The 25,473-nt window shown below is 43.2% G+C and carries 24 protein-coding genes and 2 pseudogenes; 8 read left to right on the top strand and 18 right to left on the bottom strand.

Annotated features, from left to right (window positions below):
- Positions 1-278 precede the first annotated feature (278 nt).
- From ACTID9_RS26425 to ACTID9_RS26360, 14 genes and pseudogenes are all read right to left on the bottom strand, one after another.
- Positions 279-1,298, bottom strand: a pseudogene (locus ACTID9_RS26425) (recombinase family protein); the annotation flags it as partial.
- Positions 1,299-1,359: 61 nt separating this feature from the next.
- Entirely contained in the window at positions 1,360-1,533 is a 174-nt protein-coding gene (locus ACTID9_RS26420) for a hypothetical protein (protein WP_441068279.1), read from the bottom strand.
- Between the two features lie 289 nt (positions 1,534-1,822).
- Positions 1,823-4,366, bottom strand: coding sequence for a hypothetical protein (locus ACTID9_RS26415; RefSeq protein ID WP_441068277.1), 2,544 nt, complete (start codon positions 4,364-4,366; stop codon positions 1,823-1,825).
- A gap of 72 nt (positions 4,367-4,438) precedes the next feature.
- A complete protein-coding gene (locus ACTID9_RS26410; RefSeq protein ID WP_441068275.1) occupies positions 4,439-4,969 on the bottom strand; it encodes a hypothetical protein in 531 nt (176 codons plus the stop codon).
- Positions 4,970-5,098: 129 nt separating this feature from the next.
- On the bottom strand, positions 5,099-5,671 hold the full coding sequence (locus ACTID9_RS26405) for a hypothetical protein (protein ID WP_441068273.1): 573 nt from the start codon (positions 5,669-5,671) through the stop codon (positions 5,099-5,101).
- Positions 5,672-5,884: 213 nt separating this feature from the next.
- A complete protein-coding gene (locus tag ACTID9_RS26400; RefSeq protein ID WP_441068271.1) occupies positions 5,885-6,808 on the bottom strand; it encodes a hypothetical protein in 924 nt (307 codons plus the stop codon).
- Between the two features lie 251 nt (positions 6,809-7,059).
- Positions 7,060-7,539: a CopG family transcriptional regulator gene (locus ACTID9_RS26395; protein WP_441068269.1), complete on the bottom strand. Its 480-nt coding sequence runs from the start codon at positions 7,537-7,539 to the stop codon at positions 7,060-7,062.
- 146 nt (positions 7,540-7,685) lie between these two features.
- A complete protein-coding gene (locus tag ACTID9_RS26390) occupies positions 7,686-7,823 on the bottom strand; it encodes a hypothetical protein (protein ID WP_441068267.1) in 138 nt (45 codons plus the stop codon).
- A 95-nt stretch (positions 7,824-7,918) separates the two neighbouring features.
- Positions 7,919-8,245, bottom strand: coding sequence for a DUF960 family protein (locus ACTID9_RS26385; protein ID WP_441068265.1), 327 nt, complete (start codon positions 8,243-8,245; stop codon positions 7,919-7,921).
- A 2-nt stretch (positions 8,246-8,247) separates the two neighbouring features.
- Complete coding sequence (locus ACTID9_RS26380; protein ID WP_441068263.1) at positions 8,248-8,709, bottom strand: JAB domain-containing protein; 462 nt, start codon at positions 8,707-8,709, stop codon at positions 8,248-8,250.
- A complete protein-coding gene (locus ACTID9_RS26375) occupies positions 8,706-9,110 on the bottom strand; it encodes a hypothetical protein (protein WP_441068261.1) in 405 nt (134 codons plus the stop codon). Before ACTID9_RS26375 ends, ACTID9_RS26380 begins: the two co-directional genes overlap by 4 nt.
- Before the next feature lie 319 nt (positions 9,111-9,429).
- Positions 9,430-10,302: a hypothetical protein gene (locus ACTID9_RS26370; protein ID WP_441068259.1), complete on the bottom strand. Its 873-nt coding sequence runs from the start codon at positions 10,300-10,302 to the stop codon at positions 9,430-9,432.
- A gap of 106 nt (positions 10,303-10,408) precedes the next feature.
- The gene (locus tag ACTID9_RS26365; protein ID WP_441068258.1) at positions 10,409-11,287 is read right to left on the bottom strand and encodes a hypothetical protein; all 879 of its coding nucleotides are present in this window, start codon (positions 11,285-11,287) and stop codon (positions 10,409-10,411) included.
- Positions 11,288-11,332: 45 nt separating this feature from the next.
- Positions 11,333-12,661: an Ig-like domain-containing protein gene (locus ACTID9_RS26360; protein WP_441068256.1), complete on the bottom strand. Its 1,329-nt coding sequence runs from the start codon at positions 12,659-12,661 to the stop codon at positions 11,333-11,335.
- A gap of 154 nt (positions 12,662-12,815) precedes the next feature.
- Between ACTID9_RS26360 and ACTID9_RS26355 the strand changes: the two genes are divergently transcribed.
- Positions 12,816-13,178: a helix-turn-helix domain-containing protein gene (locus ACTID9_RS26355; RefSeq protein WP_441068254.1), complete on the top strand. Its 363-nt coding sequence runs from the start codon at positions 12,816-12,818 to the stop codon at positions 13,176-13,178.
- Positions 13,179-13,215: 37 nt separating this feature from the next.
- Here ACTID9_RS26355 and ACTID9_RS26350 read toward each other — a convergent pair whose 3' ends face one another.
- From ACTID9_RS26350 to ACTID9_RS26340, 3 genes are all read right to left on the bottom strand, one after another.
- The gene (locus ACTID9_RS26350) at positions 13,216-13,395 is read right to left on the bottom strand and encodes a hypothetical protein (RefSeq protein ID WP_441068252.1); all 180 of its coding nucleotides are present in this window, start codon (positions 13,393-13,395) and stop codon (positions 13,216-13,218) included.
- A 10-nt stretch (positions 13,396-13,405) separates the two neighbouring features.
- Positions 13,406-14,572 (bottom strand): hypothetical protein, encoded by a 1,167-nt coding sequence (locus ACTID9_RS26345; protein ID WP_441068250.1) that lies wholly within the window; start codon positions 14,570-14,572, stop codon positions 13,406-13,408.
- A gap of 230 nt (positions 14,573-14,802) precedes the next feature.
- Complete coding sequence (locus ACTID9_RS26340; protein WP_441068248.1) at positions 14,803-15,207, bottom strand: hypothetical protein; 405 nt, start codon at positions 15,205-15,207, stop codon at positions 14,803-14,805.
- A gap of 761 nt (positions 15,208-15,968) precedes the next feature.
- Here ACTID9_RS26340 and ACTID9_RS26335 point away from each other — a divergent pair.
- From ACTID9_RS26335 to ACTID9_RS26325, 3 genes and pseudogenes are all read left to right on the top strand, one after another.
- Positions 15,969-16,589 (top strand): MamI family restriction endonuclease, encoded by a 621-nt coding sequence (locus ACTID9_RS26335; RefSeq protein ID WP_441068246.1) that lies wholly within the window; start codon positions 15,969-15,971, stop codon positions 16,587-16,589.
- 70 nt (positions 16,590-16,659) lie between these two features.
- Positions 16,660-16,887, top strand: a pseudogene (locus ACTID9_RS26330) (ATP-binding protein); the annotation flags it as partial.
- 399 nt (positions 16,888-17,286) lie between these two features.
- Positions 17,287-18,132 (top strand): MamI family restriction endonuclease, encoded by an 846-nt coding sequence (locus ACTID9_RS26325; RefSeq protein ID WP_441068244.1) that lies wholly within the window; start codon positions 17,287-17,289, stop codon positions 18,130-18,132.
- 46 nt (positions 18,133-18,178) lie between these two features.
- Here ACTID9_RS26325 and ACTID9_RS26320 read toward each other — a convergent pair whose 3' ends face one another.
- The gene (locus ACTID9_RS26320) at positions 18,179-20,260 is read right to left on the bottom strand and encodes an N-6 DNA methylase (RefSeq protein WP_441068242.1); all 2,082 of its coding nucleotides are present in this window, start codon (positions 20,258-20,260) and stop codon (positions 18,179-18,181) included.
- A 576-nt stretch (positions 20,261-20,836) separates the two neighbouring features.
- Between ACTID9_RS26320 and cas1 the strand changes: the two genes are divergently transcribed.
- Genes cas1 through ACTID9_RS26300 form a run of 4 tightly spaced genes read left to right on the top strand, consistent with a single transcriptional unit; the run spans position 20,837 to position 25,470 of the window.
- Positions 20,837-21,847, top strand: a complete 1,011-nt coding sequence (gene cas1, locus ACTID9_RS26315; protein WP_441068240.1) for a CRISPR-associated endonuclease Cas1 — start codon at positions 20,837-20,839, stop codon at positions 21,845-21,847.
- Positions 21,848-21,850: 3 nt separating this feature from the next.
- Positions 21,851-22,105 (top strand): CRISPR-associated endonuclease Cas2, encoded by a 255-nt coding sequence (cas2, locus tag ACTID9_RS26310; protein WP_441068238.1) that lies wholly within the window; start codon positions 21,851-21,853, stop codon positions 22,103-22,105.
- Entirely contained in the window at positions 22,089-22,712 is a 624-nt protein-coding gene (cas4, locus tag ACTID9_RS26305) for a CRISPR-associated protein Cas4 (protein WP_441072738.1), read from the top strand. The genes cas2 and cas4 overlap by 17 nt, the downstream gene beginning before the upstream one ends.
- Positions 22,699-25,470 (top strand): PD-(D/E)XK nuclease family protein, encoded by a 2,772-nt coding sequence (locus ACTID9_RS26300; protein ID WP_441068236.1) that lies wholly within the window; start codon positions 22,699-22,701, stop codon positions 25,468-25,470. Before cas4 ends, ACTID9_RS26300 begins: the two co-directional genes overlap by 14 nt.
- The last annotated feature ends 3 nt before the right edge of the window (positions 25,471-25,473 follow it).

Raw genomic sequence — 25,473 nt, 5'->3', positions numbered from 1 at the left:
TTCTGTTCCTCCAATTCCGTCATTTTCTCCAGGAAAGACGTTTGGGTAAAGCCTTGTACAACTGCCGAAACGATATTGTCGAGCTGCTTGCTGACGTCTTGCAGATTTGCTTTTAGTGCCGTCAGTTCCTCTTGCCTTTCGGTATTCAACGAATTCTGGTGTTCGTTTAGCTGCTCGACGAGTTGGGGAATCACATCGTCATTGAAAATTTTGTTGTGCAGCTCTGAGATGACGTAATTTTCGATGTGTTCCCGGCGCAATTCCTTGTTGTCACAGTTTTTCTTATTGTCTCGGTTGCCGCAGCGGTAGGTGACGTACTTCATTTTGTTTCTACCAATCGGGCGGCAGTTGCCCATCATGGCAAAGTTTTGGCCTTGTTTCTCCAAACACTCACCGCAAACAATCAAGCCGCTGAGGAGGTAGGATTCTTTTGCTTTGTAAGCGGCAGGGGAGCGTTTGTTTGCATTCATTTTTTCCACGACCTTTTGGTAGTCCTCGGGGGAGACAAGAGCGGGCATACCATCAGGAATGCGAATCACGTCTTCATCGCTTTTTACAGAATGACTGTTTCGCTTGCCGAATGCGTCTTTGCTTGCTGTTTTATTGAAAACATACACACCGGAATACTTTTCGTTCCGCAGGATGTCGTGAATACTGTTTTTGCCGAACGGCCTGCCCAATTTTGTCCTGTACCCCTTGGCGCTGAGTGCATCGAGGATTTTACTGTAGCCGTAGCCGTCGAGGTACATAGAAAAGATCAGTTTGATCGGTGCTGCCTCTCTTTCATTGATGATGTACTGCTTTGTTGTTGGGTCTACATCGTATCCAAGGGGAGCGAGGCCGCCTGTATGTTTGCACTGGTAGGCGTTTTCCCTCATGCCTTTCATCACTTCTCGGGCAAGGTTTTTGCTGTAGTATTCAGCCATCCCTTCCAGCAGGGATTCGAGAATGACACTTTCCGGTGAACCGTCCAAGTTTTCCGTTACACTAACCAGCTTGATTCCGTTTTGCTTCAGTTTTCGTTTGTAGGTGGCGCTGTCGTACTTGTCACGGCTGAAACGGTCTAGCTTGTGAACGATGACTACTTCAAACAGGCCGAGTGAGCTGTCCTGAATCATCTTTTGAAACTCGGGACGCTTGTCAGATGTGGCGCTTTTGGCGCGATCGGCGTACACCTTTACGATGTCGTAGTTGTTACGTTTAGCGTAATCCTCGATGGCGCGGATTTGCGCGTCGATTGATTCGTCACGCTGATTGTCGCTGGAGAAGCGAGCGTAGATGGCTGCTTTTTTGTTCATGTCTGGTTTCTCCTCTCTTGAAGTAAGCTCCCCTCCCCAGTTGGAGGGGAGGGGACATTGGTTATCGGTTCAACTCATGGTACATCTTGCCGAGCAGAGCAACTGCGGGTTCGTAGTAGCGGCGATTAGCGTCGTAATCAATGGGTGCCTCCTTGATCACGGTCAGTTTCTCAGGCAGGTACTGGCCGCTTTTCAGGCTTTTGCGAGAGATGGTTGTTTTGTATGAATGGATCATCGTATTATGCCTCCCATATTAGTTCGTTAGTTTTCAAAATCCCTAGCGTATCAGTAAGGATCAAATTTATGATATATGTCTGAATATTTAGTTTTTTCATTTTTCAACTTGCCTGCTTTCGCTCGGTGATGTTAACTCCCGTCACAATGACCTGCAAGTAGCGTCAGCAGGGTCAGTACCGACAACAGACAGGAATGGCACACTGTCGGTACTTCCGCTTCTGACGGTACACTAGGAGCATCACAGGTCGGTTCTATTCCTCATCCACGAACAGACCTTCCAAATCAGTCTATTCACTGTTGGCAAGTTGTGGCCGTGTTCTTGGCAGGGAGTTTTCATTCACTGGACTAGGCTCATTGTCACTGTTTCCTTGCGCTGGACTTAGTTTTTCGATGCGAATCACCTTTGCATCCCCAGCATGGCGAATGTCGTACACAATCCCCAACTGCTTCAAGTTCGATTTCACTTCCTTCAAACGACGACTCAGCATGTGAGCGGCTTTCGGGAAGGATGGGACAAACACGTTGATTTTCTCTTTCAGCGCAACCATTTCCAGAGCTTTCAGCAGTTCTGCCACCGTCCCCTTGTACTTGACTCTGTCATTCATCAACGCTACGACAGCAGCAGCGACTGGATGGGCAGAAACAGCCTCATCATTGGATTTGTTTTGATTGCTGAAATACGCCTCAAGGAATCGCTTTCCACCTAACCCTAGCGCTTCTGCGATGGCGTACCCCCAACGTGTAAAGTCTGCCATCCGTGCCAGTTTGTCCAATTGCAGAGTAGGGTGGATCTCCATCGCTTTGGAAAGTGCCTGAAGTGCGCCACCGACGATGAATGGCTTGTCGGCATTAAATGCCTTCCATACTTCTTTCTCTTCCTTACGCTCACTTTCGTCAATTCGCTCCAGTTCAATCACGATGGAACGATCCAACAGGTCAGCCCTTGTGGCTACAACATTGATCCCATTCAGTCCGACACATCGACGAAAATCCAAAATGGTTTCGTCATCGTCACTGTAGAGCGTGCGCTTGCTGAATCCTCCTCCAGTCGAGGCGATACAGAGCAGGTCACTTTTTTCGGCAGAAAGCGTGTCGAGATTGTCAAAGCAGGGCATGTAGTTGTTGGCGAGGGAGAGTGCCAGATCATTCTTACTATTAGGCATGGTAAGTAAATCACGAACGGCTGGGTCAATAATGGCCCTCGTCATTCTCATCGTTGTGGATTTCGACGCTCCCTTCTCCCCACTCAATACGAGAACAGGGTGGGGGATGTTCGGGATCAAGCAGGCGACAAGATAGACACGGTAGAGTAGTTGGTCATCAGCATCTTTTAATCGTACATGGTTAAGGACAAGGCTTAATTCTCCGTCAAAGTCAGGCTCTACCTGAGCTTTCAAATTCTTGTTTCGCAAAAAAAGAGTGGGGGGATCGTCTAAAATGCTACAACCCTGTGGTGTGATTTCTACTACCCTCCGTCTTGCGTCAGCAAGGTCGTAGTAAAATGCGTCATCAAGTTCTGCCACTCGCAACTGAAGCGAATGCCGATCTCCTTTAAACAGGGCTGTACTCTCCATGACACCGAGCGCTTGATTCATGGCATCGGTTCCAGGTGCTTTGCCTGTCGTCTCAAAAAACTTCTTTATCAGCCACAATTTGAAGGAACGACTCCTCACTTTCCATTGTTCCGTGTGGCCGTTGATCTCCACAGATGCGAAAGCTTCCTCGATTTCGTTGCTGAAAAAGGTAGCCTCATTCCCAAGTCGAATGAGAATGTCGGATTGCGTCTCTTCTCCACCCTTTGATTCGTCTGAAGTCTGTCTCCAGTCTGGTTCCAGAGAATCACGCAGCGTTTCCCATGTGTGATGGGAACAACTGTTGTGATGGCAGCCAGCCGCAATGCCTCCGCTGTCAAATTGGACGATGAAAGCACTCCGATTGGTGTGGGCTTCGTTCCACGGACACGTTTCCAGCACATATTTCGTTGCTTTGTTTTGCCAAGGTGATTTCAATGCCACATCGATTTCATGCTCGGCTAGCCACGATTCGAGGTCAAAATTAGAACGATTTGCTGCTGCCTTCTTTGCCTTTTTCTGAGGTTCCTTGACTGTTGGAACTTGGTTGGCTACCGTTTGCAATTGCTCAACAGACACCGGGACTAATTCTTCGGGACAATTAAGAATTAGTGACAAGCGATGGGGACGGTCTTGCGTATTGTCTCCTTTGCATGCAATCGTTCCGTACAGTTTGCAAATACGTGCAGCGTTATACGTTGTCGTGTCGATCTGTACCTGATCCGTACTGAATTGCAAATCGAGGGCTTGCAGAACCTTTTTGACAAGCTCTGTACTTTCATGGGTGTTGGGCAAGTCGATGTAGTAGAGTAGGTGAGCGCCATTCCCACTATCTGCAAGAACGGGAGCAGGCCACTCCTGTCCACGGAGAGCAGCTTCGACCTGTTCTGCCAGCTTCACTGCCGCCTGATGCTCTTCTTTAGTAGAAGAAATACCTGACGGACGTACAGGATCAAAATCGACGAGAAGCCAATACCGATGGGCAATGTCTGCATCGCTTGTGGTTTGCTTGGCTCGTTCCATGACCCGATTATCTGCCCGCGCAAGTAATGCTGGCATAACAGGATTTAGGGTCACGTAGACAGGAAACTTACCATTGTAGTCCTGCGCTGCTTCTGCAAGTGCGTCGTTGTCGCTAAAGTACCCACTCACTGTACCTTTATTTGTATGAAGTACGCGTAGCTCTCTCACTTCATCCGGATTGCTCAAGATCGCGAGCATTTGTATCATCTCAGCATATGATTTTTCCGTGTCAAACATGATGTTTCTCCTCTCTTTGTCTCAAGCATGGTGAAAAGGTCCCCCTGTAAATAACTTACAGGGGACAAGTGGTTACTCTTTTCCTTCTGCTAGATCCTCCAGTTCCAAATTCAAATTCTGATCGTCATCGTCAAAGAAATTGTCTTCATCCACTTCAACCGGTTTGATTGCTCTTTTTGTAGGGACGGGTGGCTTTGGTATAACAGCGGCCTTTCGTTTTGTCATTTTTACGATGTTGCTGTAGGTCTGGCCGTCTTTTTCGGTGTTCTCGACAACAACAGTCACTTTCATGCCTGTTAAACGATCCAAATCTAGTTCATCTCCTGGCTCTGGTAGTGATTCAAGATCGTCTAGCTGCTTGATAAACTTTCCTTTCAAGCTCCACGTAAAGGTAGGGGAGACGTACAAGGTTTCCGTTTCATCATCTAGAAGCTTGACGTTGACCTTGAAATTGACCACTTCACGTTTCCCATCGGGATGAAAGCGGCTTTCCATTTCTTTGATCTCTACCGATTCGAGCAGGCCGTCGTAAACGCCATCTGGTACGTTAGGTTGGGCAGAAACAGGACGCTCAAGAATACGCTTGTTCGTTGGCTTAAACATGTGGCAGGTCTCCTTTTTTTTGTTTTGGTCACCCGTTGTCCAGTATGTAGCGTCAGTAGCAACCATAGAGTCGGTTGGAATGGACGCTATTGCTGCTACTGACAGTATTTTAGGAACAAAGGAGGGGGGTTAGACGGACGCTACATTGTTGGTCAACCAAACCGTTTGATGTTCCTTTTTCTCTTTGGTAATCAGCTGGACAAACGCAACCGGAATGTCTTCCAGGTACGTGATGGCGAGTAGGGCGTTTGGCTGCCTCTTGACCATCCGGTATGCCTTATTAATGGCAGCTTCAACCATCACCATGAGCGTTTCCTGTAAAGGCAGATCGCTTTCTACGACAATCGACTGACACAATTCTTGGATACTTGCCGTTAGGATTTTTACAAAACGATTGGCCTCGCTTTGCTGCTTAAAGAACAGGGGAGTGGAAGCTGCCCACTTCACCATCACGGTTTTGCTCGTACCCGTTGGAGCAGAAGCGATTTCATTCCAATCAATGTACGATGGTACGATCACTCGATCGGAGCAATCATGGCAGGTAGATGGATCAAGCTCAAAGGTGATTTCCTTCGAGATGTTTTCAGCTACTTGTTCATTCACAAGTTCCCAGCTTGGAATTTTCTTCCCACTAAGAACGGTGTACGCTTTGTTCGCGATGCCCCATTTCGTTGTTACGGTGAGATTTTTCATGGCGATCATGTGAGCTACCTCCCAAAATTTTTTTAGTTTTCAAGGATCGTGGATTGCTTCGCTGTTGCTGTGTCTCCATTGTAAAAAAAATGCGATTCCGTTATTACGACAGCTTTGTTTTTCTTTTTTGTCGCATTGAAGATCCCAGTCCCCATGCGGCTTTCCCCTACTTTTTGAAAAAAAGAAAAGACAGGAGAAGCGACTTCTCCTGCCCATCTTGACCTATTCATCTTGTGCTTTAATAATTTTCTCCCACTTGTGCCACTTTTCATCTATTCTCCGATGCGCGGACGCAGAAGCAAATTTTTTTAGATCGATCCTTGCTAAATCATCGTAAGGAATTTCTACATCAGCTAGGTCTACTTCCATGAACTCACCAATCGCTTGTTCTTCTTCTGGCTCAAACAAAGACAACCTCACCCTGTCATTTCCACCAACGTCATCCTCGGTCATGTCGTCAACAACAGCCTCTTCCACTTCTACTAGGCGGTTGATGGACACTCTCCATTGTTGCGAAAAGTCCTGCATAGCTTTTCTGTACTGATCGAGTAGCTGCATCCGCAACTGGACGTTCAACAATCGGTTAAGTGTTTCCCAGTCCTCACCAATGGTAGCTTCGACTTCTTTTTTGATCTGGTACAACCGCTGTCTCCTGCTGAAACCTGTATAAAAATCCAGGAGCGCTAACTCTGCTGCTCTATCCTTTTCAGCCACACTCTTTTGGATCGCCTGCTCTACTTTCCCGATGAGCTGGTTAAAGTCGTCGAATGAGACTTGTGTAAGTCGCTTGGTTCTCATCTTTTTCAGAAAAGGGGACATGTACTCACGAAGGAGGGTTTTCACGAGCCACACTTCATTCTCTGGAATCAGGTAATCATCATTCGGTTGCTTGATGGTATCTTTCCCGAAAGAAAACAGGTTTTCAGCATAGCGGAGGATGTTCCGGTAGTAGTTGTCAAAGTCATACTTCTTTTCTAGTTTATCGAGCTCTTCTCTGTCCTTCTTGGGCAACTTTTTCCCTATTTCGAGGTTATGCTCCTTTTCTCTCAGTCTGTTATATTCATGATCCGCTTCTCTTTCTTCATTTCGTAGCTCCAATGCGATTTTGTGCATAGGGATTCCCGGAAGTTGTTCCTGCTCTGACATGATAGCTTAGCCTCCTACTGTGAGTGGTCACATTCAACAGTAGCAGACATTTTAACATCTGGATACTACCGCCCCCTAATCTCTGCGAGTAGCGTCAGTACCAGCAGAAGTGTCACTCAGGAAAGCAAAGTTGACGACACTGCTGCTTTTGACGCTACGTGAGGGGAATCGGAGGATCAACTTTTTTCACTGCACATCAAGCATTGGTGCATCCATCATTTTCAATGGATGTACCAATGCGGTTTTGTAATTCACTTTCGATGCTCCTGCTCCTGCAGGTAGAAACGGACTGCCTCTGCTACCAACCAGCTGTAGCTTGGAATGTACCGTTCCTTTTTTAAGTTTTCCATCATTTTCATTAGCTCTCGGTCTACGTAGATGGTCATCTTCTTATGGTGCTCGTAAAAATCCGGTCGTTTTTGTAGTCCGGGGTAGGAAGGAGTAGGCTGACCAAAATCCGCGTTTTTCACGTTTTGCCGTTCTGAAAATGCCAGTACAGACTGGGCTTTAGGCGGGTGCTGTCTGAGATTTTCGCATTCTGGTTCTATTACAGTCTCCTCGTCGGCTTCTTCCCACACACAGCCTACGCCCCTGTTGTCTGTTGACTCAATCGTTTTGCCTTTCTCGCGCGATTGAGTCCTGTCCCAGTTGATGCCGTGTGTCGATTGACCGTTTCTAATTTGCTCTTTTGCCCCTGACAAATCCAAATTTCGTTTTCGTCGCTGAAACATTCTGATCCCTCCGCTTCTTTGCATATCGAAGTCGACGTCGTCGGAAAAGTCGACTTTTATCAAAATGTTTCTCTGCGTGTGAAAGTAAAAAAATAGGGCAAGCCAATGGCTGCCCTTGAATCTGCCATCATGACCTGATAGGTCACCTAAAGCAGTTTTGCACGAAGCTCTTCTTGGTTGAGCCCATACTCTTTTGCTACTTTCGCAATCGCCAGTTCCCGACTCATGCCAGCAAGAACCAGTTTCGCAAGTATCCAGATCAATTCATTTAATGGTGGATACACGGAAAATATCCCTTTCGTTTTTTACTTTTTTTGCGCCAAATAGAATATGCAGAATGGCGAGAATGAGCTCGATGGTGAACATGTCTTTGCCTTCACTAATATTCCTGTGGTAGGAGCATTGTGCTATACTCTCCAGAATCGATAACCCAAATCGTAACTCCGATGGCCAAATTTTCGATGTGATTAACGTAGATCACTTCCTGATGGTAAGGTTGTTCTTGCCGATTCAAGATCTTCTGCAACGGCTCCCCGTCTACAAACTCTGCTGAAAGTTCAAAAACCTCTAGGTAATCCAGTTGATCTCCTTGTTCTTGTCTTTTCTCAAGGATACTCCATAGGAGGAGTTGCAGTTCAAACGGCACGAGTTCGTTCACACCTCGTGTGACATATCGATCTGAGGAAAACATGGCTCTGTTACTCATGTTTACATGTACCCCTTTTCCTTCAAGCTCACAAAGGTACCCTCGGAACCCACGATAATGTGATCCAAAACAGTGATACCCAGCAAATCGCCTGCTTGCATAAGTGTTTTAGTTAGGGAGATGTCCTCCTGACTGGGTGTGGGATCGCCCGATGGATGGTTGTGAGCAACGATGATTGAACTGGCATTAGCCAAGAATGCAACTTTAAAGGTCTCACGGGGATGCACAATACTGGCACTCAGTGAGCCAACGGACACTGTGTGAATGGCAGTCGGTTCATTTTTGGATGAAAGGCAAAGCAACAGGAATTGCTCTCGGTCCGCTTCATCCAGAAACTTCTGAAACAGTCCGACAGCATCCCCAGCCGTTCTAATTCGCCGTTGCGGGTACAGGAGGCTTGATTCTCGCACCATTTTCACTCGGACGATGTTAACCCGTTTCGCTGCTTCTTTGATCGTCTTCATTCCACATGCGCCTCCAGCCAAGTTTGGATTTCTTCATCATCGGTAATAGCCACCTCAGGAAGGTAGAACGCCATGCCGTACTCATTGGTGTAAATAACGACAATCTTGTACCATAGCTCTTGATCGTACTCCACCTTTTCAATGAATTCCGGTAGGCTGCCAAGCAAGCCGCCGTTTAGTCTGTTTAGACCGACAATGCTAAGATCCCGTAGATTATCTCCTTTCTCAAGAACGACCATGAAGCCGTGTAAATCCAGAGTGAATGCCATGTCCGCACCATCGAAATCGAATGCCTCTTTCAACTCTAAAAATTGATCCTCCAAAAACTTGGAAAATTGCTCGGGAAAAACTCGTGCTTTTTGCAAGGAGCGTATATCTTGTATGGTTTTGATGGTTCTCATTTTCGTCCTCCTAAATCGAGAGAGGCACCTTTCCCCAGAGTCGTTAGGGGAAGGTGCCTCTCTCGATTTTTATTGATTAGTAGAAGTTGTTATTTGCTGAACCACATTCGTCCGTCGTTCAGTACATCCATCTTTTTGGTTTTCGATCATTCTCCTTTCCGTAAATATAAAAGAGCCATCCACTTGAGAGTGAATGGCTTTGTCGGTCAATCGCGTATTTGCAATACATCGATTGCAAAATAATAATATCTGCTTGAATAATACTTCATTACATATCGAGCAAGAATAAGGATCAATAGAGGTTTATGACCACAGTAGGTTAATTTTGAACAAATGGCTCCCATACTTGTTGCCCTCGTAGTAATATAACATGCCCATCTTTAAAACCTACCTTAAAGACTTCCGGCCCGGAATCTGTATCAAACTCAAGGTTACCTTCTTTAAAGTGCCAAAACTTATTACATATAGAGCAAGATGCTCCATGAGGAATGATCCATTGATCGCTTTCGTCAAACATGCCATTTTCGTAAAGAGTAAGAATCTCATGCCTTTCATAGTTGGCCCATTGACCGATAAAATCTTCTGGACTAAGTAAATAAACAAATAGAGACTTGCTATCATTTTCTTCGGTAGGGATACCGAGTTGCGTTTTGTACTCACTAAATGAAATTGTTCCGTTTGGAGAGTGAAGGAACATATCACCACTAGTAGTATCAACGATATAAGAAATGCCTTCTGCTTTTTCAGTTCGTGAGATCGGATCAAATGAATAATATTCTTTACCATCGATCTCAATTGTAGGTCCATTTGTGCTTAAGGCTAATCCGATAGCTTTCTTGATAATCGCCTCAGCCTGCTTAGCTGAAAGTTTAGTAGTTGCCTGCTGTTCGTTGTTTTTTTGTTCATATGCAACTGTACTTGAGTTAATATCCGGTTTGGTAACAGTTGAACTGGGAGATGTTTTTGGGGAGCTAGTTTCTGATTTCTCTCCAACATCAGTTTTTGTTGCAAAAGGTGTATCTGACGAAGGGGCATATTCCATATTGGCAGAAACGATCATCACAACAAAGCAGACAAAAGAAAGGAATACATTTCTTTTAGTAGTACCTTTTCTTTTAAACAAACTAATTACAGCCAGTATGAAGAAAGCTATCATCGCAATGAAAGCTAACAAAAATATGAAAATCCACATTATTTGGTACTCCTTCTATAATTTATTGGGTATATATACGTTGATGTAAAGAGAAAAGCCGACCTACTGGTCAGCTTTTCATGATTTCAGTAACTAACAACTATCGTTAAAGAATATCAATAGCTACCACTACACCATCTACAATCGTCAAATTCAGAAGCATGTTTGCTTGGAGCTTTGTCCACTCGCTTGGATGACCGCTTTCGGTAACTTCAACATTTGATGCTACTGGGTACTCCTTTTCTTGGTCATTTACAAGAACGACAACCATCCCTTCCGGAAAGGCAACAGCTAAGCCCTCAACAATTGTTTCAGATGGGGAGCTTTCAGATGGACTAAGATCTGTTGCTTGTTGGTCAGGGGTGTTCACCGCCGTATTTTGGGTTTCGGAAGTTGTTACTGTGTTCGGCTGGTCGGGTGTAACCTGAGAATCTGTTACAGCATTTTCGGTCGCTTCAATTTCTTTACCCTCAAACACTTTCGCCAATAATGCTACCTGCATAAGTTTGTTTTGCGGTATGTCATTGAAACCAATCGTATGGATTTCAAATGATCCTGATTCGGGATTGACGATAAATTGCATCCTTGCCTTCACTTGTTGCTGTTGATAGGTAAAATCCCCTGTAAACTCAACAATCTTTTGCCCAGTGTCTGAGTTGAACGCTGTCCACTTGGGTGATCCGAAAAACTTGTCAAACGAATCACCGATTTTTTGGTTAGGTCTCGCCTTAAAGTTTCCTTCCCTTACAATATCAACGTATTTTTGTTCGGCAGAAAACTGTGAAATAAGATTATCAATGGGGGTAGCCAAATCGATCCCGATCCATGAGAGAACTTTCAGTAGGAACACAAAGGCAACAATTGCATAGAAAATTGTTTTTACTACCTTGAAAACCTTTTTCCATGCGGGTATTTTTTTCTGATCATTAACTGGTTCGGTGGGTGTTTGTGATGTCATATTTTCTTCATTTTGTATTGTATTCATGACAGTTGTTCCTTTCTGCGTGATCTTAATGAATAAGGGGGGCTACTATCTTTTGGAAATCCAATTGTTAAATTCTCTCTCTATGTCGGAGTACGAGCCGAATTCCTTGTTGAAAGCTTTCTCCCAAGTGGATTCGCTGCTCATGAGCATTTTGTGAACTCTGTTTTCTCCATAACGCTCATACAGGAAGAAGGAGAGAACAGTACCATCGGCATATGCATCCCTAGCGCTGATTCCTTTTGAAGAGAAGGTGATTCGACTCTTATCTTTCTTAACGTTGTTGATCAAAATGTTTACGGAATCCATGTCATTGCCATAGTGGAATCCGAAATACTCCTCAATCCCTTGTGTAAACCAGTCAGGTGCTACATAGATGTCATTCCATCCTTGACTCTTTTCACGAATTACTTTTCGGAGGGGGATTGTCATGATCTCGTGAACAGTTGTCGTACGGAAGTAGGTATCATCAAAGGTCTTTCCAGTGTTCGTGCAGCAGTTAGACCGGTGAGCATCTTTTGCAAGCAAATGCAATGTGAATGACCCGTCATTATTACCCCAGAGGCTCCATAGACCAACATCAGCCAGATCTGTCGGCTTGTCATAAAGAATGACTTGAACAGGTTTTGGTTCTTTCAACCATTGTTCAACGTTGCCCAGTTTACCAAACTCCTCCTTAGAGGACTTCATAGCCAGTTCTAGATACCTATACATTGCATCCGCATCTTTTTTGTACCCTTTTGGATATTCAACAGTGAAGTATTCGTTCTTAAGAGGAGCGTTGTCCTGATCGCTTCCTCCACCATTACCGTTTTCAAGCTCATGGATTCGTTCCTTTAATCGTTCAATCGCTTCTTTTAGCTTCTTGTTTTCCTCAAGAAGTTTTTTGTTCTCTGCACGAAGTTGATCGATCTCCCCGCCGACATTGCCTCCTTCGGTTACAAAATTAATTTCCTGAGTCTTAGTAGAGGATGAGGTGCCTGTAGTAAAGTGAACAATCATTGTCCCGTGAGACTCGCCGCTGTTGTCCTTCAGACTATTAAGGGTTAGAAAGAATTCACCTTTCTTGGTAAGTGAGGTTTTTGGTTTCACTTGGATGTATTTCTTGCTGGAATTATAAGTAACGGTAACAGACTGAGTTGTACCGTCCTTGTTGGTGATCGTGATATTATTTGTGTTAACAGTCGACTTATCAATGTCCTTGTCGAACAGAACTTTCCAGGTGGTCCTGGTTGATAGATTGCTGAAATCGTAGGAGTAATCCGATGTAGAAGAAGAGTTTTCTTTAGCGACAGCAGTGCTAACGGGATTTAGGCTTGTCACTGTTGCAAAAACTAGTGTGAAGGCGGTTAATATGGGTAGAAGGCGCTTAAACAAGTAAATATTCTCCTTTCAAATGTCGAATTTTGGAATGTTTTAGCATATTCCTATTATAAGAACTTATAAGTTCTTTAACAACATAAACCGATAGTTTGGTATTCTTTCGAGCTTGCAACACCCCCTCTACCATTGGAAAGAAGGGGTGATAGATGTGTCTGACCTTCGGAAGTTAGTGGGTGCCCAAATCCGTGTGTTGCGAAAGCAGAAAGGGCTGTCTCAATTAGAATTGGCCACAAAGGCCGGGCTTCAAGATACATACGTGGGTGGAGTGGAGAGGGGTACCCGTAACATTTCCCTTGAAACCTTGGAAAAGATTGTTGGCGCTTTGGAGGTTGAGCCAGCGGAAGTGTTCCATTTTGGGAACATTGATGTGGAGACTGAACTGCACGAAAAGAAGCAGGTCTTGGATGTTCACCGTTCATTTTTAATGAACAGAAGTCTGGAAGAAGTGAAAATGGTTCAACGAGTTGTCAAGGACATGTTTAGCACGATTGATTCAGAAAAACGGAAGTGATTACTGCTCTATTAGTTGTATTGAAAGGAACAGATTTTCAATCCGAATCCCCAGTACGTTGTCTTCCAGACTCTTCTCGATGGCCTGTATGGATGAAAGGATTCTTTTTGTGGCACAGAGATGAAGCGTTTCGTTGCTGTGTCTGACAAAATCCAGTAAAGCCACGACCAGTAGCTGGGCATGTGTCGATTTGCTTCAGCAGATCATCTTCTTTCATGTGTTTTCCCCTAAGGTCTTTCATTTGCTATTCCTCGCTTTCTTTTCCCATCGTTAAGCTGATATTTCGGGTTTATGGCAACTGATTCGTCTAAATTTTGCTTCCAAAAATTCATGTTGCGAGCCGAGTTGTTGGCTTCTTTGGTGAAGGCTTCTTTTAGGGCCGGATTGTTCATCTGAAAGTAATCTCTGCCTTTTTGGCAGCCGAAAAGGGCAATCATGGCGTACTGGTAGCTTGCAGGATTGCAGATGCCCCCAGTGCCGAGAGGGATGAGCTCGGCAATCTGGCTGATCGTCAGAGTCGCGCCCGCTTGATCGCTTTGCTCTAATGCGAGCAGAAGGCAAGCGAACAGAACATCGGCGTTGGAGCGGAGCTTGATCTTGCTCAGGTCGAACCGCTTTGAGGACGCCGTTTCCCAAGAAAACTCGCGGATTCTCGGCTCGATCGTCCGGAAAGCCGCTGCTACATTCCTGTAGGCGTGCCGATTGCCGTAAGCTTTGAGGAAGCGATCCAACTTGTTGCGCGAATCCGATCCATAGGGTAGCTTCGGAAGGATGAGCCGGAAAAACTGGCTGTACTGCTCCAAAGCGGCGAACGAGAGGGGATGAGGATGCTCGCCGACTGGGAGTCCTGCTGTTTTCATTAGCTCACGCATGGCGCTGATCCGGTGTGAATCGACGATCTCGATAGCGTCGGGGTGCATCAGGTGCAGGAGGAATGCGACGGCGTTGAAGCCGTTTTGCCAATCCGTGAGTTTCTGCTGCCAGAAGCGAAAGACTTCCGATGGCTCGAAAGCTGTGTTTTCGGTAAATTCCGGCCACGACTTGATGAAGGCGTTGATTGTCCGGCTGTGTGCCGAAGGCAAGTCATTTCTTGCCCAGCCGCCGAGGGGCCACCGAAGCACCTGACGGAGCGTTTCCAATGGGAGGGATTTCGGGTCGGAAAAGGTTCGCCTCCAGGGCTCCAGCGGCTCGACCGGGTATCTGGCGTACGGGAAGTGTGCCAAGTGCTCGTCGATCCGATCTTGGATGAGAGCTGAGATTGCACGTTTTTCTTTCTCGTTGGGGTTGATGGACATTTTGATCACTCCATTTTCAAATTTATAAAGCGAAAGTACCGTCTTTTGCTCCTTTAGGACACTTTTGACAGTACTTTCGCTTTCGATGGAACGTTTCACGGCTAAGGTCAACTTATTGATGTCACCGGGATCGACTAAGCAACCTCCCAAAACATCCTGAGCAACACGGGACGGGGAATTGTTGTTTTGCCTAGCTGGGGATCAGTTATTAGAACCCGAGGATTTCAATGTTGTTTCAAAGAAATAATATATGTTCCAAAGCAGGATCGTTTCGGTAATGAAAAAATCCCCTTTTGCCCAGAATGAGCAAAGGGGAGTACGTTGAATGATTACCTTCTTAGTTTGTTATTCATTTCACGGATTTTTAAATATTTTTCTATCTTTTCTGCAATAGGGGTCTGAAGAAGTTGATCAACCAGATCGTTTAAGAACGCGTTACCAGTTAGTACCTTCAAATATGTGCTATTAATTTTCTCTTTCTCAATAATTGAAATTATTACCTCAGTCAATTCTTCTTTACTTAAAAAATTCCGTACAAACACCCATGCTTTCGGAGTTAGTTTTAAAGACTTAACAGCATTTTCTTTTGTTGGCTCAAACAAGAATAGTTCACATGCCCTCTTTTGACGATCCGTGAAGGCATACTTCCGATAAACATCTCTAATTCTTTCAATGTAACTGCTCTCCTTGTTATCCTGTAAAACACTGTTCAGTACATGCAAATTTTTGCTCATGTCATTTTCATCCTTTCGTTTGAAATGAGGCAATACTTCATTCGGTGAACACAAAAAAACACTCATTACAAAAAAATCCCAAAGTAGTTTTGAGATGCTTTTGTAATCAGCGTTATTATCCAAACCTAGTATGTAGGTTTTACCAAATAACTTCGTCCTGCCTTTTGGTTATCCTCAGCTAGTTTAGTTAGAGGTTGTCCACTGGCTCAGGTGCTGAAGTGTTGTATTCATTATATTAATAATAAGTCTTTTTGGAGAAAATTGCAATTATCAATATGGGGATGTATAAGATGAATGGCTTCAATTTGAATAGTTAGCTGTTAGCGGGGAACGTTTAAAAGGAATACTTGATGTAAGGGAATTGGTAGTAAAATATTTCCTTGCATTGTAAAATAGTGTTGAATGTTAAGAAGAAGACAGGAGTTCGTCATGGAAGCTATCGAATGGATAATTGGTGCCATCATTATATTTGGATTTGTTGCCCCTGCGATAAAATCAAGTAGTAAGAAGCGTAAAAGTAACAAAAAGAAGAAACATTGCCTCTTAATTTGTTATTCTATATCACGGATTTTAATGTATTTTTCAATCTTTTTTTGCACAAGGGGTTTGAAGAAGTTGACAAACAAGATCATGTAAATACTCATTACCTATTAGAATCTATAAATATAAGCTACAATCTTTCTCTTTTTTGGAAAATATCTCGAAATTTGTTATTCTAAATAATGAGAAAGTAAGATTAAGTGAAAGAAGGGTCCAATAGTATGAAAAATGTATTAGATTTTCTAAAAATGCATCACGAAGCTTTTTTTCAAGCAAAACCATATGCCGATTTTACAGGTCAGCCAACTCCAGAAGACTCTAGGGCCTGGTCCCAAATTCTGGTCAGTTTACTTACTGGAATTAAAGGTCCTGGTAGGAAAAAGGGTGCGGACTTGATAGACGGTTCCGATGTTAAAGCGGCAAATACCTGGGGAGCTATCGATACACCAAGATTCAATGGAGTTATAAAAGCTGGCACAAAAAGTAGTAAGTCTGGTAATATGGCTTCTCTTGATGCAATGCCACTTCTGTTCTTTGTTTTATGGGATAATGAACCAAATTCAAATAGAGAAAGGGTTAGAGTCTGGGTTGTCAGAACACAGAAGGATGAAGTTTTTAGGGAAATGTGTAGGAAGTGGTATAAACAAGTAGAAAGCGGTCAGATCATAAGTACAAATTTTCAACTTCATCCACCGAGAAATAAAAATTCTAATGAATTTAGAAATACCTGTGGAAACCTTGATTATCCTTTACTTTTGAACGCGATTTGGGATGGATCGAAATATGAATTAATACATTATGATCCAGATGCTTTAAACAGTGGAATGTGTACTCCTAGGTAAAAACAGAGGGTAGCGATTTGCTCGCTACCCTCATTTTTTATATTGATCAGATTATTTTTTTACTGATAGGGTTCCATTTCACAAGAACGGTGCTAATCTCTTTTTCCATGTAATCTCAGAATGTTATGAGCTGACCAGCGTCATCGTCACCTAAAATTTGGGATTTAGCAAATGGAATACGGTTTTCGGAGATAACCCCTTAACCGCAGCATTGATTAACCGCCTTGTGCATCATGCTCACATCGTAGCCTTCACAGGAGAGAGTTATTGCCTTCAGCATGCTCTATCACACCGCTAATTTTTATAAATTTAGTCTGGCATGGCTATGCACAAAATGGTTGCCGAACTCTGCACTTTTTGCTTGCCAAATACAGGTCAACCGTGTATTTGCAATACATCGATTGCAAAATATATTTGCTTCAAAAACTTTTTCATTACTTACTGTAGGAACAATTGAATGCCCGATTCATTATTGCTTTTTAAGAAATTGGCTTTCTACATAGTCATAATCTTCGTATAGACCTTGTGAACAGAAAGGAACAGTTTGCTTCAGATTGGACTTTGTAATGGAAAAATTAAGCACACAATAGTTATTCAGTGCACGGAGAATAAAATATGATAGCACTCAATAAAAAAGTTGATAGCACTCATTTGATGGTATATAATGTAAACACAACCAACCGAGGGGGAATTTATCGTGTTTACATTTATGGATGAACAAACGGTTAGAGAAACCATCGAGAGTATTTATTCAAGAGGCCTTAATGAGGAACGGGAAATCCAGGATATTACAATGGATATTACAGCCAGATTCAATGTAAGAGCACTAAGCGTTGAAGAACGTGTGATGTTATCACGGATTATTTTGGGGATGTTTAGTAAACGCGATAGAATGGAACTTGCAAAGAATCTATTAGAAGAGCAAGTTGTTGATCAAAGAAAGAGATTGGCACTTTGGAGTACGACAACAAGCCAATCAGCGCAAATTGATACTGGCTATATTGCTCAGCATCTTGTGTCCCTCGTTACGCAGGTTCCTGGACAGGGGATGAGGGGAAGAGGCGATGACCTAATAGATGGATCTGAAGTGAAGTCTGCAAATTTTTTAGATTCACTAGATAAGAAAGGCGCAGTAGCGCCTCGGTGGAATTTTACGGCAAACAATACGGAAATCATGGAAGGTTTTTTGAATTACACTAAACTTTATCTAGTATCAATGGATCTAACACCTGAAGGAAAATTCAGAGTGAGGATTTGGATGGCCAATGTTCAAGAGCATGAGGTTTTAAGGGAAAGGTACATCGAATGGATGGATAAGCTTGGTTATCCGAAATTCCAAAATATGACGCGTAGAGCAGATGTTAATTTTCAACTGTTCCCGCCAAGAAATCGCACAAATGATGATTTTGCTCGTCATGGCAACGGACGTGAAGATGGGTTCGAGAAACTGAGAGTGGAACTGGAAAATACTGAGGGATCAAGATTGATTTTTCATGCCGAGGAAGACTCGAATGGAGACGTTCAGATCCATAAGTTTGAATAGTAAAAGGAAAGAAGCGGGGTATATTTTGTTCCCGCTTCTTTCTTTCTTAAACACCAAGTAACTCCTTCAAATGAAGCTTTTGCTCCAGTAACTCCCTTGTTGCACTGTACTTTTGTTGAATAACACGACGACTTCTGTCTCCGAGTGCCAGTAGATCATTGTAAATTGTAGTTCCTTTTTTTGGCATGGGAATAAGTATACCGCTAAGTTGATCTCTTTTAATCCGATTGTGAGAGGAGGAGGTACCAGCTGTCAAACACTCTATTTGATTTCTAACCAATTCCATATTAAGTAGCATTAGAAGTAAATAAGGATCGACACCATTTTTTGCTACAAGGATCTCAAACTCATTGGAACACACAAGCTTTTTGTTAAACTCGGGGACAACAGCTACCCGGGGGATTCTTGGATTTATCTTTGAAAGTATGACATCCCCTTCAAAACACTCATTTCCTTTAGTTACGGGTTGGAATTCGTTTACTGCTTCAAAATCGATTGTATAATCGGGGTTTATATGCAGTACGCTAATATGTCGAATATCATCATTAACATGCAGGGCTTTTCTTTTCTTATTTACAAATTCCGCAATTTCCCCAAGCTCTTTTACATCAAAAAGGGTCCGGTCTATACGTTCAAGCAGAATCATAGTTTTAAGACGGTCAGACTTATAAAAATTAGGAGTAAGAAAATTATCAAGAAGATGTTGTTCATTAATCAGAGAGCACGAAGGATCATCTAATTCAATTCTATATATCTGAGATTGGATTAATTCCTTTTTAGAATGAGTATAGGCTTTTGAGATAATAGGCATTTGATTTATGCCTTTTTCCAGTTTTACAGGTACACCTTTTCTTTCCTTTACGTCATATCCAATATCATCACAAACGGACATAAAAATACTATTATTATTACTTTTTTTCTTTTGTAAGTATAGAATCACACACTTTGTTCTTGTGCCAGCTTGTGCAAAGGTAACCCCGGGCAAATCTATTATCGCTTTAATGTCACATGTTTTGAGTATTTCGTCTCTAAAATTAGAGTATATTCCTTTTGCTGACACAACACTATCGGGTAAAACAATGACGAGTCTACCTAGAGGTTTTAACAATTTGATACACCTATCCAGCAAAATTAATTCTGAATCGATATTAGAAAATTCACTGTCTAAGTTGTTAAGTATTGAATATATAGTTGTATTTTTTACCTCCTGAATATTATAAACAGCGCCAAAAGGAGGATTTGTAATAATTAAATCTACTTTCTCTATAAAGTCATCTAAATTTGATCCGTTGGTTATACTATTTCCATGATAAATATTTGATATATTCGCTCCCATAAATAACATATTTATTTTCGATAACCTAACCATTCTATCTACTTTATCTTGCCCAATTGCACCATTGGTTTTTAGATTTCCAATTATTTTCTTTTTGTTTGATTCAGGAATATCAAGGGATTCTACATGTTTCAACAAATATCTTAATCCTTCGATTAAAAATGTACCTACTCCACATGTGGGATCCATCATTAAAAATTTACCTTCTGTTTTGATAAGAGAATTATTAAAATCCGCGTCCTGAAAAATATCATGGAACACCATATCAAGAACGGGGTAGATGATTTCTTGAGGTGTCATGTATTGCCCATCTTCTTTGTTATTCCGGAAGTTATCTCTAACAAAATGGCCGAAACATTCATTAATAATATCAAAATCAGAATGGATGCCGCTGTGTAACAGAGAGCTAAAATCAATCTTACTAATTTCCTTTACTAGATTAATAGCAAATTCGTTTTCAGATGGTTGGATATTTAAGCTTGGATTGGGTCCAAAAATATTAGTACCATCGTTATTGAAAAACATAGGTTTGCTGCTGACGTCTTCAAATACAAATCTTAAAGCTTTTGAAATGGCTTCTTTTGCCCCGTACATTTCTTGTGCAATGCGCTCTAAGCTATTTAACTCAAACCGATTAGTTCCTACCATTGATTCGTAATAGCTTGTTACAAGTAATTTTACAATTTCATCTAGCTTTGCATTAGAATCATCAAGTCTTCCGTTACGATAAAATTCTTCTCTCAGATTCATAAGTACTTCATAAAATACTTGATAATTGATAACCTTTTGCATAATAGGCATCTCCTAGTTCAACAGATTATATAAAACTATACAGGAACATGCGTTCTAAATCAAGATACACATCCTGATTTAGGATGTGTATCTTGATGATTATTGTACCATAATCGGTTTTTAATACAATACTCTAAAAGTGGGCTTCTGCTAATGGATCAATTTCTAGGCTGCAATCTTGGACATACGTAGTAGCACTGTACGCCTAATTGTGGTTTTAAACTGCCACGACCCGCCTCCACCATACATTTCAGTGATGCCACCTGTAGAGGTGGCTTTTTTTGTTTATGGCAGAGGCTCGCTATTCATTGCGGTTTGAGAAGTGCGTCATATCAAGGCTTTTTGTTAGTTGGTCAATGTATAGCGGGCTAAATCTGATGTTATTCGAGTCGAGCAACTATGATCGGGAGTCAGGCAAGTGCAGAAGTAGCTTCTTGCACATATTGAAAAATAGTTTTAGATAAGAACCTCTCTGCCGGTTTTCCACAGAGAGTATTTGTTTTTTCCTGATTTCGTTTACTCCTCCAATTTTCTGACGACACTGAATCTATCCTGATAAATATGGAGTGAATGCTTGTGCAGGTTGTGATTGATGAATATGGCTATGCCTTGCGTAAGACCAGTGAACGTTTGGTGATTCGGGACAAGGAGAGAAAAGTTGTACAGGAAATCCCGTTTTTCCAAGTGGATGATGTTGTCATTTCCTCGAAGGGAGTGTCCATTTCCTCAGATGTCGTAGAACAGTGTATCGAAAACGGGATCCATATTCATTTTTTATCCAATAGAGGAGAACCTTTTGCCAAACTTGTGTCACCATCTTTGCAAGCAACAGTTGCCACAAGAAGAGCACAATTACAGGCTTACAACGATGAACGTGGTGTGGGAGTCAGCAAGCATTTTGTGCGGGCAAAAATAAGAGCGCAAGTCAATCTCGTAAAATACTGGGCTAAAAACCGGAAAGACAAGAGTGAGAATCTACAAAGCCTATTTCAAACGACAATAACGAATATGGAACAAAGGTTGGATGAATTAGAACACATTCAAGGCAACAAAGTGGATGATATACGCAGCGCGATAATGTCAGTAGAGGGACGGGCAGCGTACGCTTATTGGGAAATGGTAAAGCAATTGCTACATCGGGATTTGGGATTTCAGGGAAGGGAGCATCGGGGGGCAAAGGATTCCGTGAACCTCGTACTGAACTATGGGTACGGTTGCTTGAAAAATGAAGTAGCGAAAGCAGTGTTATTGGCAGGTTTGGAGGAGTGTGCAGGGTTTCTTCATGTCGATCGGTCAGGGAGGCCTTCTTTCGTACTTGATTTTATGGAAGAGTTTCGCCAGTCCGTCGTGGATAGAACTGTGCTTTCCATGTTTACAAAAGGGTTTGTACCCAAACTGGATGAAGAAGGGTTGCATGTGGAAAGCCGCCGTGTGATTGCACGAGAAATTCAGGAACGTCTGGAGAGCAAAGACAGGTACGAAGGGAAAAAATATCAGCTGAAAACAATCATCCAGAGACAAGCCTATCATCTCGCCACCTATTTTAGAGGAGAACGAGATTACAAACCATTTGTTTGGAGTTGGTAGAGGGTGCATTTACTGGTGATCTACGATGTTCAAGAGGATAAAGTCAGGACAAGAGTAGCTGAAGCCTGTAAAGACTATGGATTGTGTCGTGTTCAAAAAAGCGCATTTAAAGGCGAACTTTCCAATAATCGCTTGCAAGAGTTGTATTTGCGTTTACATAAAATTCTCGGTGTAGATGTTGGAAACATCCAGATGTACCCATTGTGTGAAAAAGATAGCAAGCAGGTGAAAGAAATTGAAAATGTCCCCTTTAATTGAAGAGAATGTTGCTTTTGCTAACAATGTGGAGTTGAATGTTACGGATTTAAAGCAGCATTTGTACTGTGCACGTATTCCTTACTATTTTTATGTAATGCCAGTTCCGCGTCCCGTATCTTACAAGATGAAGCATGGGGTCGTCCAGCATCTTGAATTGGATCGGTTGGAGAAACGAAGAGGATACCGTTCCTATGGTCTAACAGAAGGAGAGAGGTTGTTTCACCTGCAAGTGAAGAGTGAATCACTGGGGATATACGGCAAGCTGGATTTGACGATTGCGTACCAGAAAAAGGGGACAACACACTATATACCCGTTGAGTTTAAGTACACCGAAAATCGGATTTTTACCAATGCGAAATACCAGGCGACTGCGTACGCTATGTTGTTGGAGGAACATTTTCAAGTGCCTGTTCATGAGGCTATCATTTATCAAATTCCTACGAAGACGGTTCATCCTGTGAAAATAAATGATGGCATGCGCAAACATGTGAAAGATAGTTTAACCGTTATTCGTCGCATGTTGGAGAGCGAGTCTTTCCCGGAACCAACTTCGCGTGCCCGCTGTCATGACTGCGAGTACAGGAGATATTGCAATGACATTCAATGAAAAGAAAAGCGTTACCCTCCTCACTGAGGCTGTCAAAAAGCAACAAAGAGTTTTGTTTGTAGGCAGTCATCCCTTGCTAATCCAGCAGAGACAGCAAGAACTCCTGCAGGTGACAGGGGGATACATCGGGATTCAATGGCTAACTCTCCACCAGTTGGTTGAGCGTTTGATGCAGCAAAATGGGCAGGGATATGTTCGGATCGATCAACCGCTACGGGAGGACCTGATCGAGACCGTCATGTTGCAGCTTGAAGGCGAAGGTAAGCTTCCTTTACTCAGTGGAAGTCTACGGCATGCAGGGATGACCAAATCTGTTGCCTTGTGGATCGAAGACCTGGAAAAACGATCACAAGAAGACTGGCTCCCCGCTTTTCAAAAGAGGACGGAGCCTGTCCTACAAGAACTTGGTCTCGTGTATGGCGGATACGATGAGCTGATTCACAATCGCGATATCCCTTACAAGGAATCCGAACAGCTCATGTATCTGGCTATAGAATATTTGAAGGAGCTGCCTAATGCAATCGACATGTCGGCTGACCTTGTCGTTGTTGAGGGAGAGTTCCCCGCCTTTCCTGGTGTTGTTCGGTTGATGGAGGCTATTGCGAGACTCCCTGCGCAGGTCGTTTTTATCTCAGCTTCTTCCTCGGCTTTGCTACCTGTTTCCCGTGGAAAAGCGAAATGCCTGATTGGGATGAGCAGCAACGATGAAATTGATCAAGTGGGGGAAGCTATCATTCAACAGCTTGAAGAAGGGGTTTCCACGAATGAAATTGCTATCGTGACACCGAATGTTGCTTATCTCCAGAAGGTCCATCGCGAACTGCGCAAGAGAGGAGTTCGAATAAGAGGGCAGAGGAGCTTATCCTTGCTGAATTTGTCTCTGGCGAAACGGCTGTTGGCCATGCTGCAATTACAAAAATATAACTGGCAACGCAAGCATCTCTTGACGTGTACAAGCCTGTACGCCACCATGATGGGGATGTCTGATACGGAAATTGCCTGGGGACGGGCTGTCATCAAGGAATCGGGAGTGCCTGCCGAATTTGGAAGATGGCTTTCTCTTTTTAAGGGACGAGAAACGAGAAGCCGCCTCAGAACCATGCATCTACTAGAAAATGGGGAATTTCATATCGCGCCACCGTTCGAGGCTTATGCTCAAAAGTGGATCAGATTTCTTTTTTGGTTGAGAAGACGACTTCAATCTGTCTTTCTCGAAGAGACGTGGGAAACCCATCTAAATGGTTTGTTGGAAATGGTAGATGCAGACGAAACGCTAGCGCGAAAACACCGAGGCCACTCCCAGCAATGCACAGAGTACGAAGCTGTGCGGAATGCCCTTCGAACAAGACGAGAAATTGCTTTGATTTATAAAGACCCGAAAAAAGGCAGATTGATTAAACTGGATCGTTTCGTGAAATGGTTTCGTGAACGGATGACCTTTCTTCAATTGTCTATGCCTTTGGAGACGAAGTATGATGGCTTGCATGTTCTTTTGGCCGATCAAATCTATGGAGCAGAGTTCGCTTATGTATATATTGTCGGCTTGGCAGAAGGAATTTGGCCAAGGTCGTCTAGTCCACACTGGATTTGGCAATGCCTTGAACAGAATGGATTCCTAAATGGTGTAAAAGCTCCTTCAGTAGATGAGCTGGTTGAGGAAGATGACCGGCTTTTTGGCTGGGCAGTGATGTCTGCCCAACGAGAGGCCATCCTGTCTATGCCATTGCGTGCAGAGCGAGGGCGTCCCGCGGTCCCATCAAGCTATATAAAAGAATGGAGTGAAGAATCGGAGTTTGGGCAAGGAACGACTAGAAAAAGCGAACGGGATTTACCAACCGGTTGCAAGAAAATCAGTAGCAAGACTAAGGCAGTAGCTACTCCTTCTTTTTTTGATCCGGCAATTCCGATTAGTGTGACGGGCATGAATGAATATGCGAAATGCCCGTTTTCTTATTTTTCTTATCGCGTATTGGCAGTGAGGGAGGAAGTAGAGCGTCAGGAGAAACTGCTACCAACAGATATAGGCAGCATTCTGCATCACGTGCTTAGAATGTTGAGTGGGGAGAAGTTGAAAACTGTCGATGAGCTAGTACATCAGGCTGTTATCTTTTTGGACGAGGAATTGCATCGGTATGAAAGGACATATGGTTTCCGTGGTTCAAAATGGGAGGGGCAACGCAACAGTCTAAGAAAAAAATTGCAATTGTTCCTTCGTACAGAAAATGAGCAACTGGTAGATAAAGACGGAGTAGTACAAATGGCCGAATGGGGCTTTGGACGTGTTCATGCGGAGAAAATGGATGTTTGTTCATGCGAGGAGCCTTTGCTATTCAAGCAAGATCAGAGGGAATTGCGTCTTTCCGGTATCATTGACAGAGTCGATTTAAGTGACAAAGGATTTACGATTGTAGATTACAAGCTATCCCAAAGCCCGACCAATCGAGAGATAGAGGGGGGCTTAGACCTACAAATGGCCTTGTATTTGATTGCATTTGAAAGCATGGGTGGTGTAGAAAGTTCACCATTAGAAGGAAGATTCGCTGTTCTGAAAGATCCCGGAAAAGGTGGACGGATTACTTTTTCGGCGAAAAGTGAATTTGAAGCATATAAAGCAAGAGTAACACAGCACCTTTTTCAATTGGTAGATGCGATGGCTTCGGGAGACGTCTTGCCACTCCCGCGTCATGTCGCAGCGTGCAAGCATTGTTCTCTGCAAGCTGTTTGCCGAAGAGATGAGTATGCAAAAAGAGAGGAGTGAAGG

Origin of the sequence: Brevibacillus fluminis (assembly GCF_052072235.1) — a bacterium.
Taxonomy (GTDB): Bacteria; Bacillota; Bacilli; order Brevibacillales; family Brevibacillaceae; genus Brevibacillus_D; species Brevibacillus_D fluminis_A.
The sequence above is the reverse complement of the archived record's forward strand: the minus strand, read 5'-3'. Positions and strand labels throughout refer to the sequence as shown.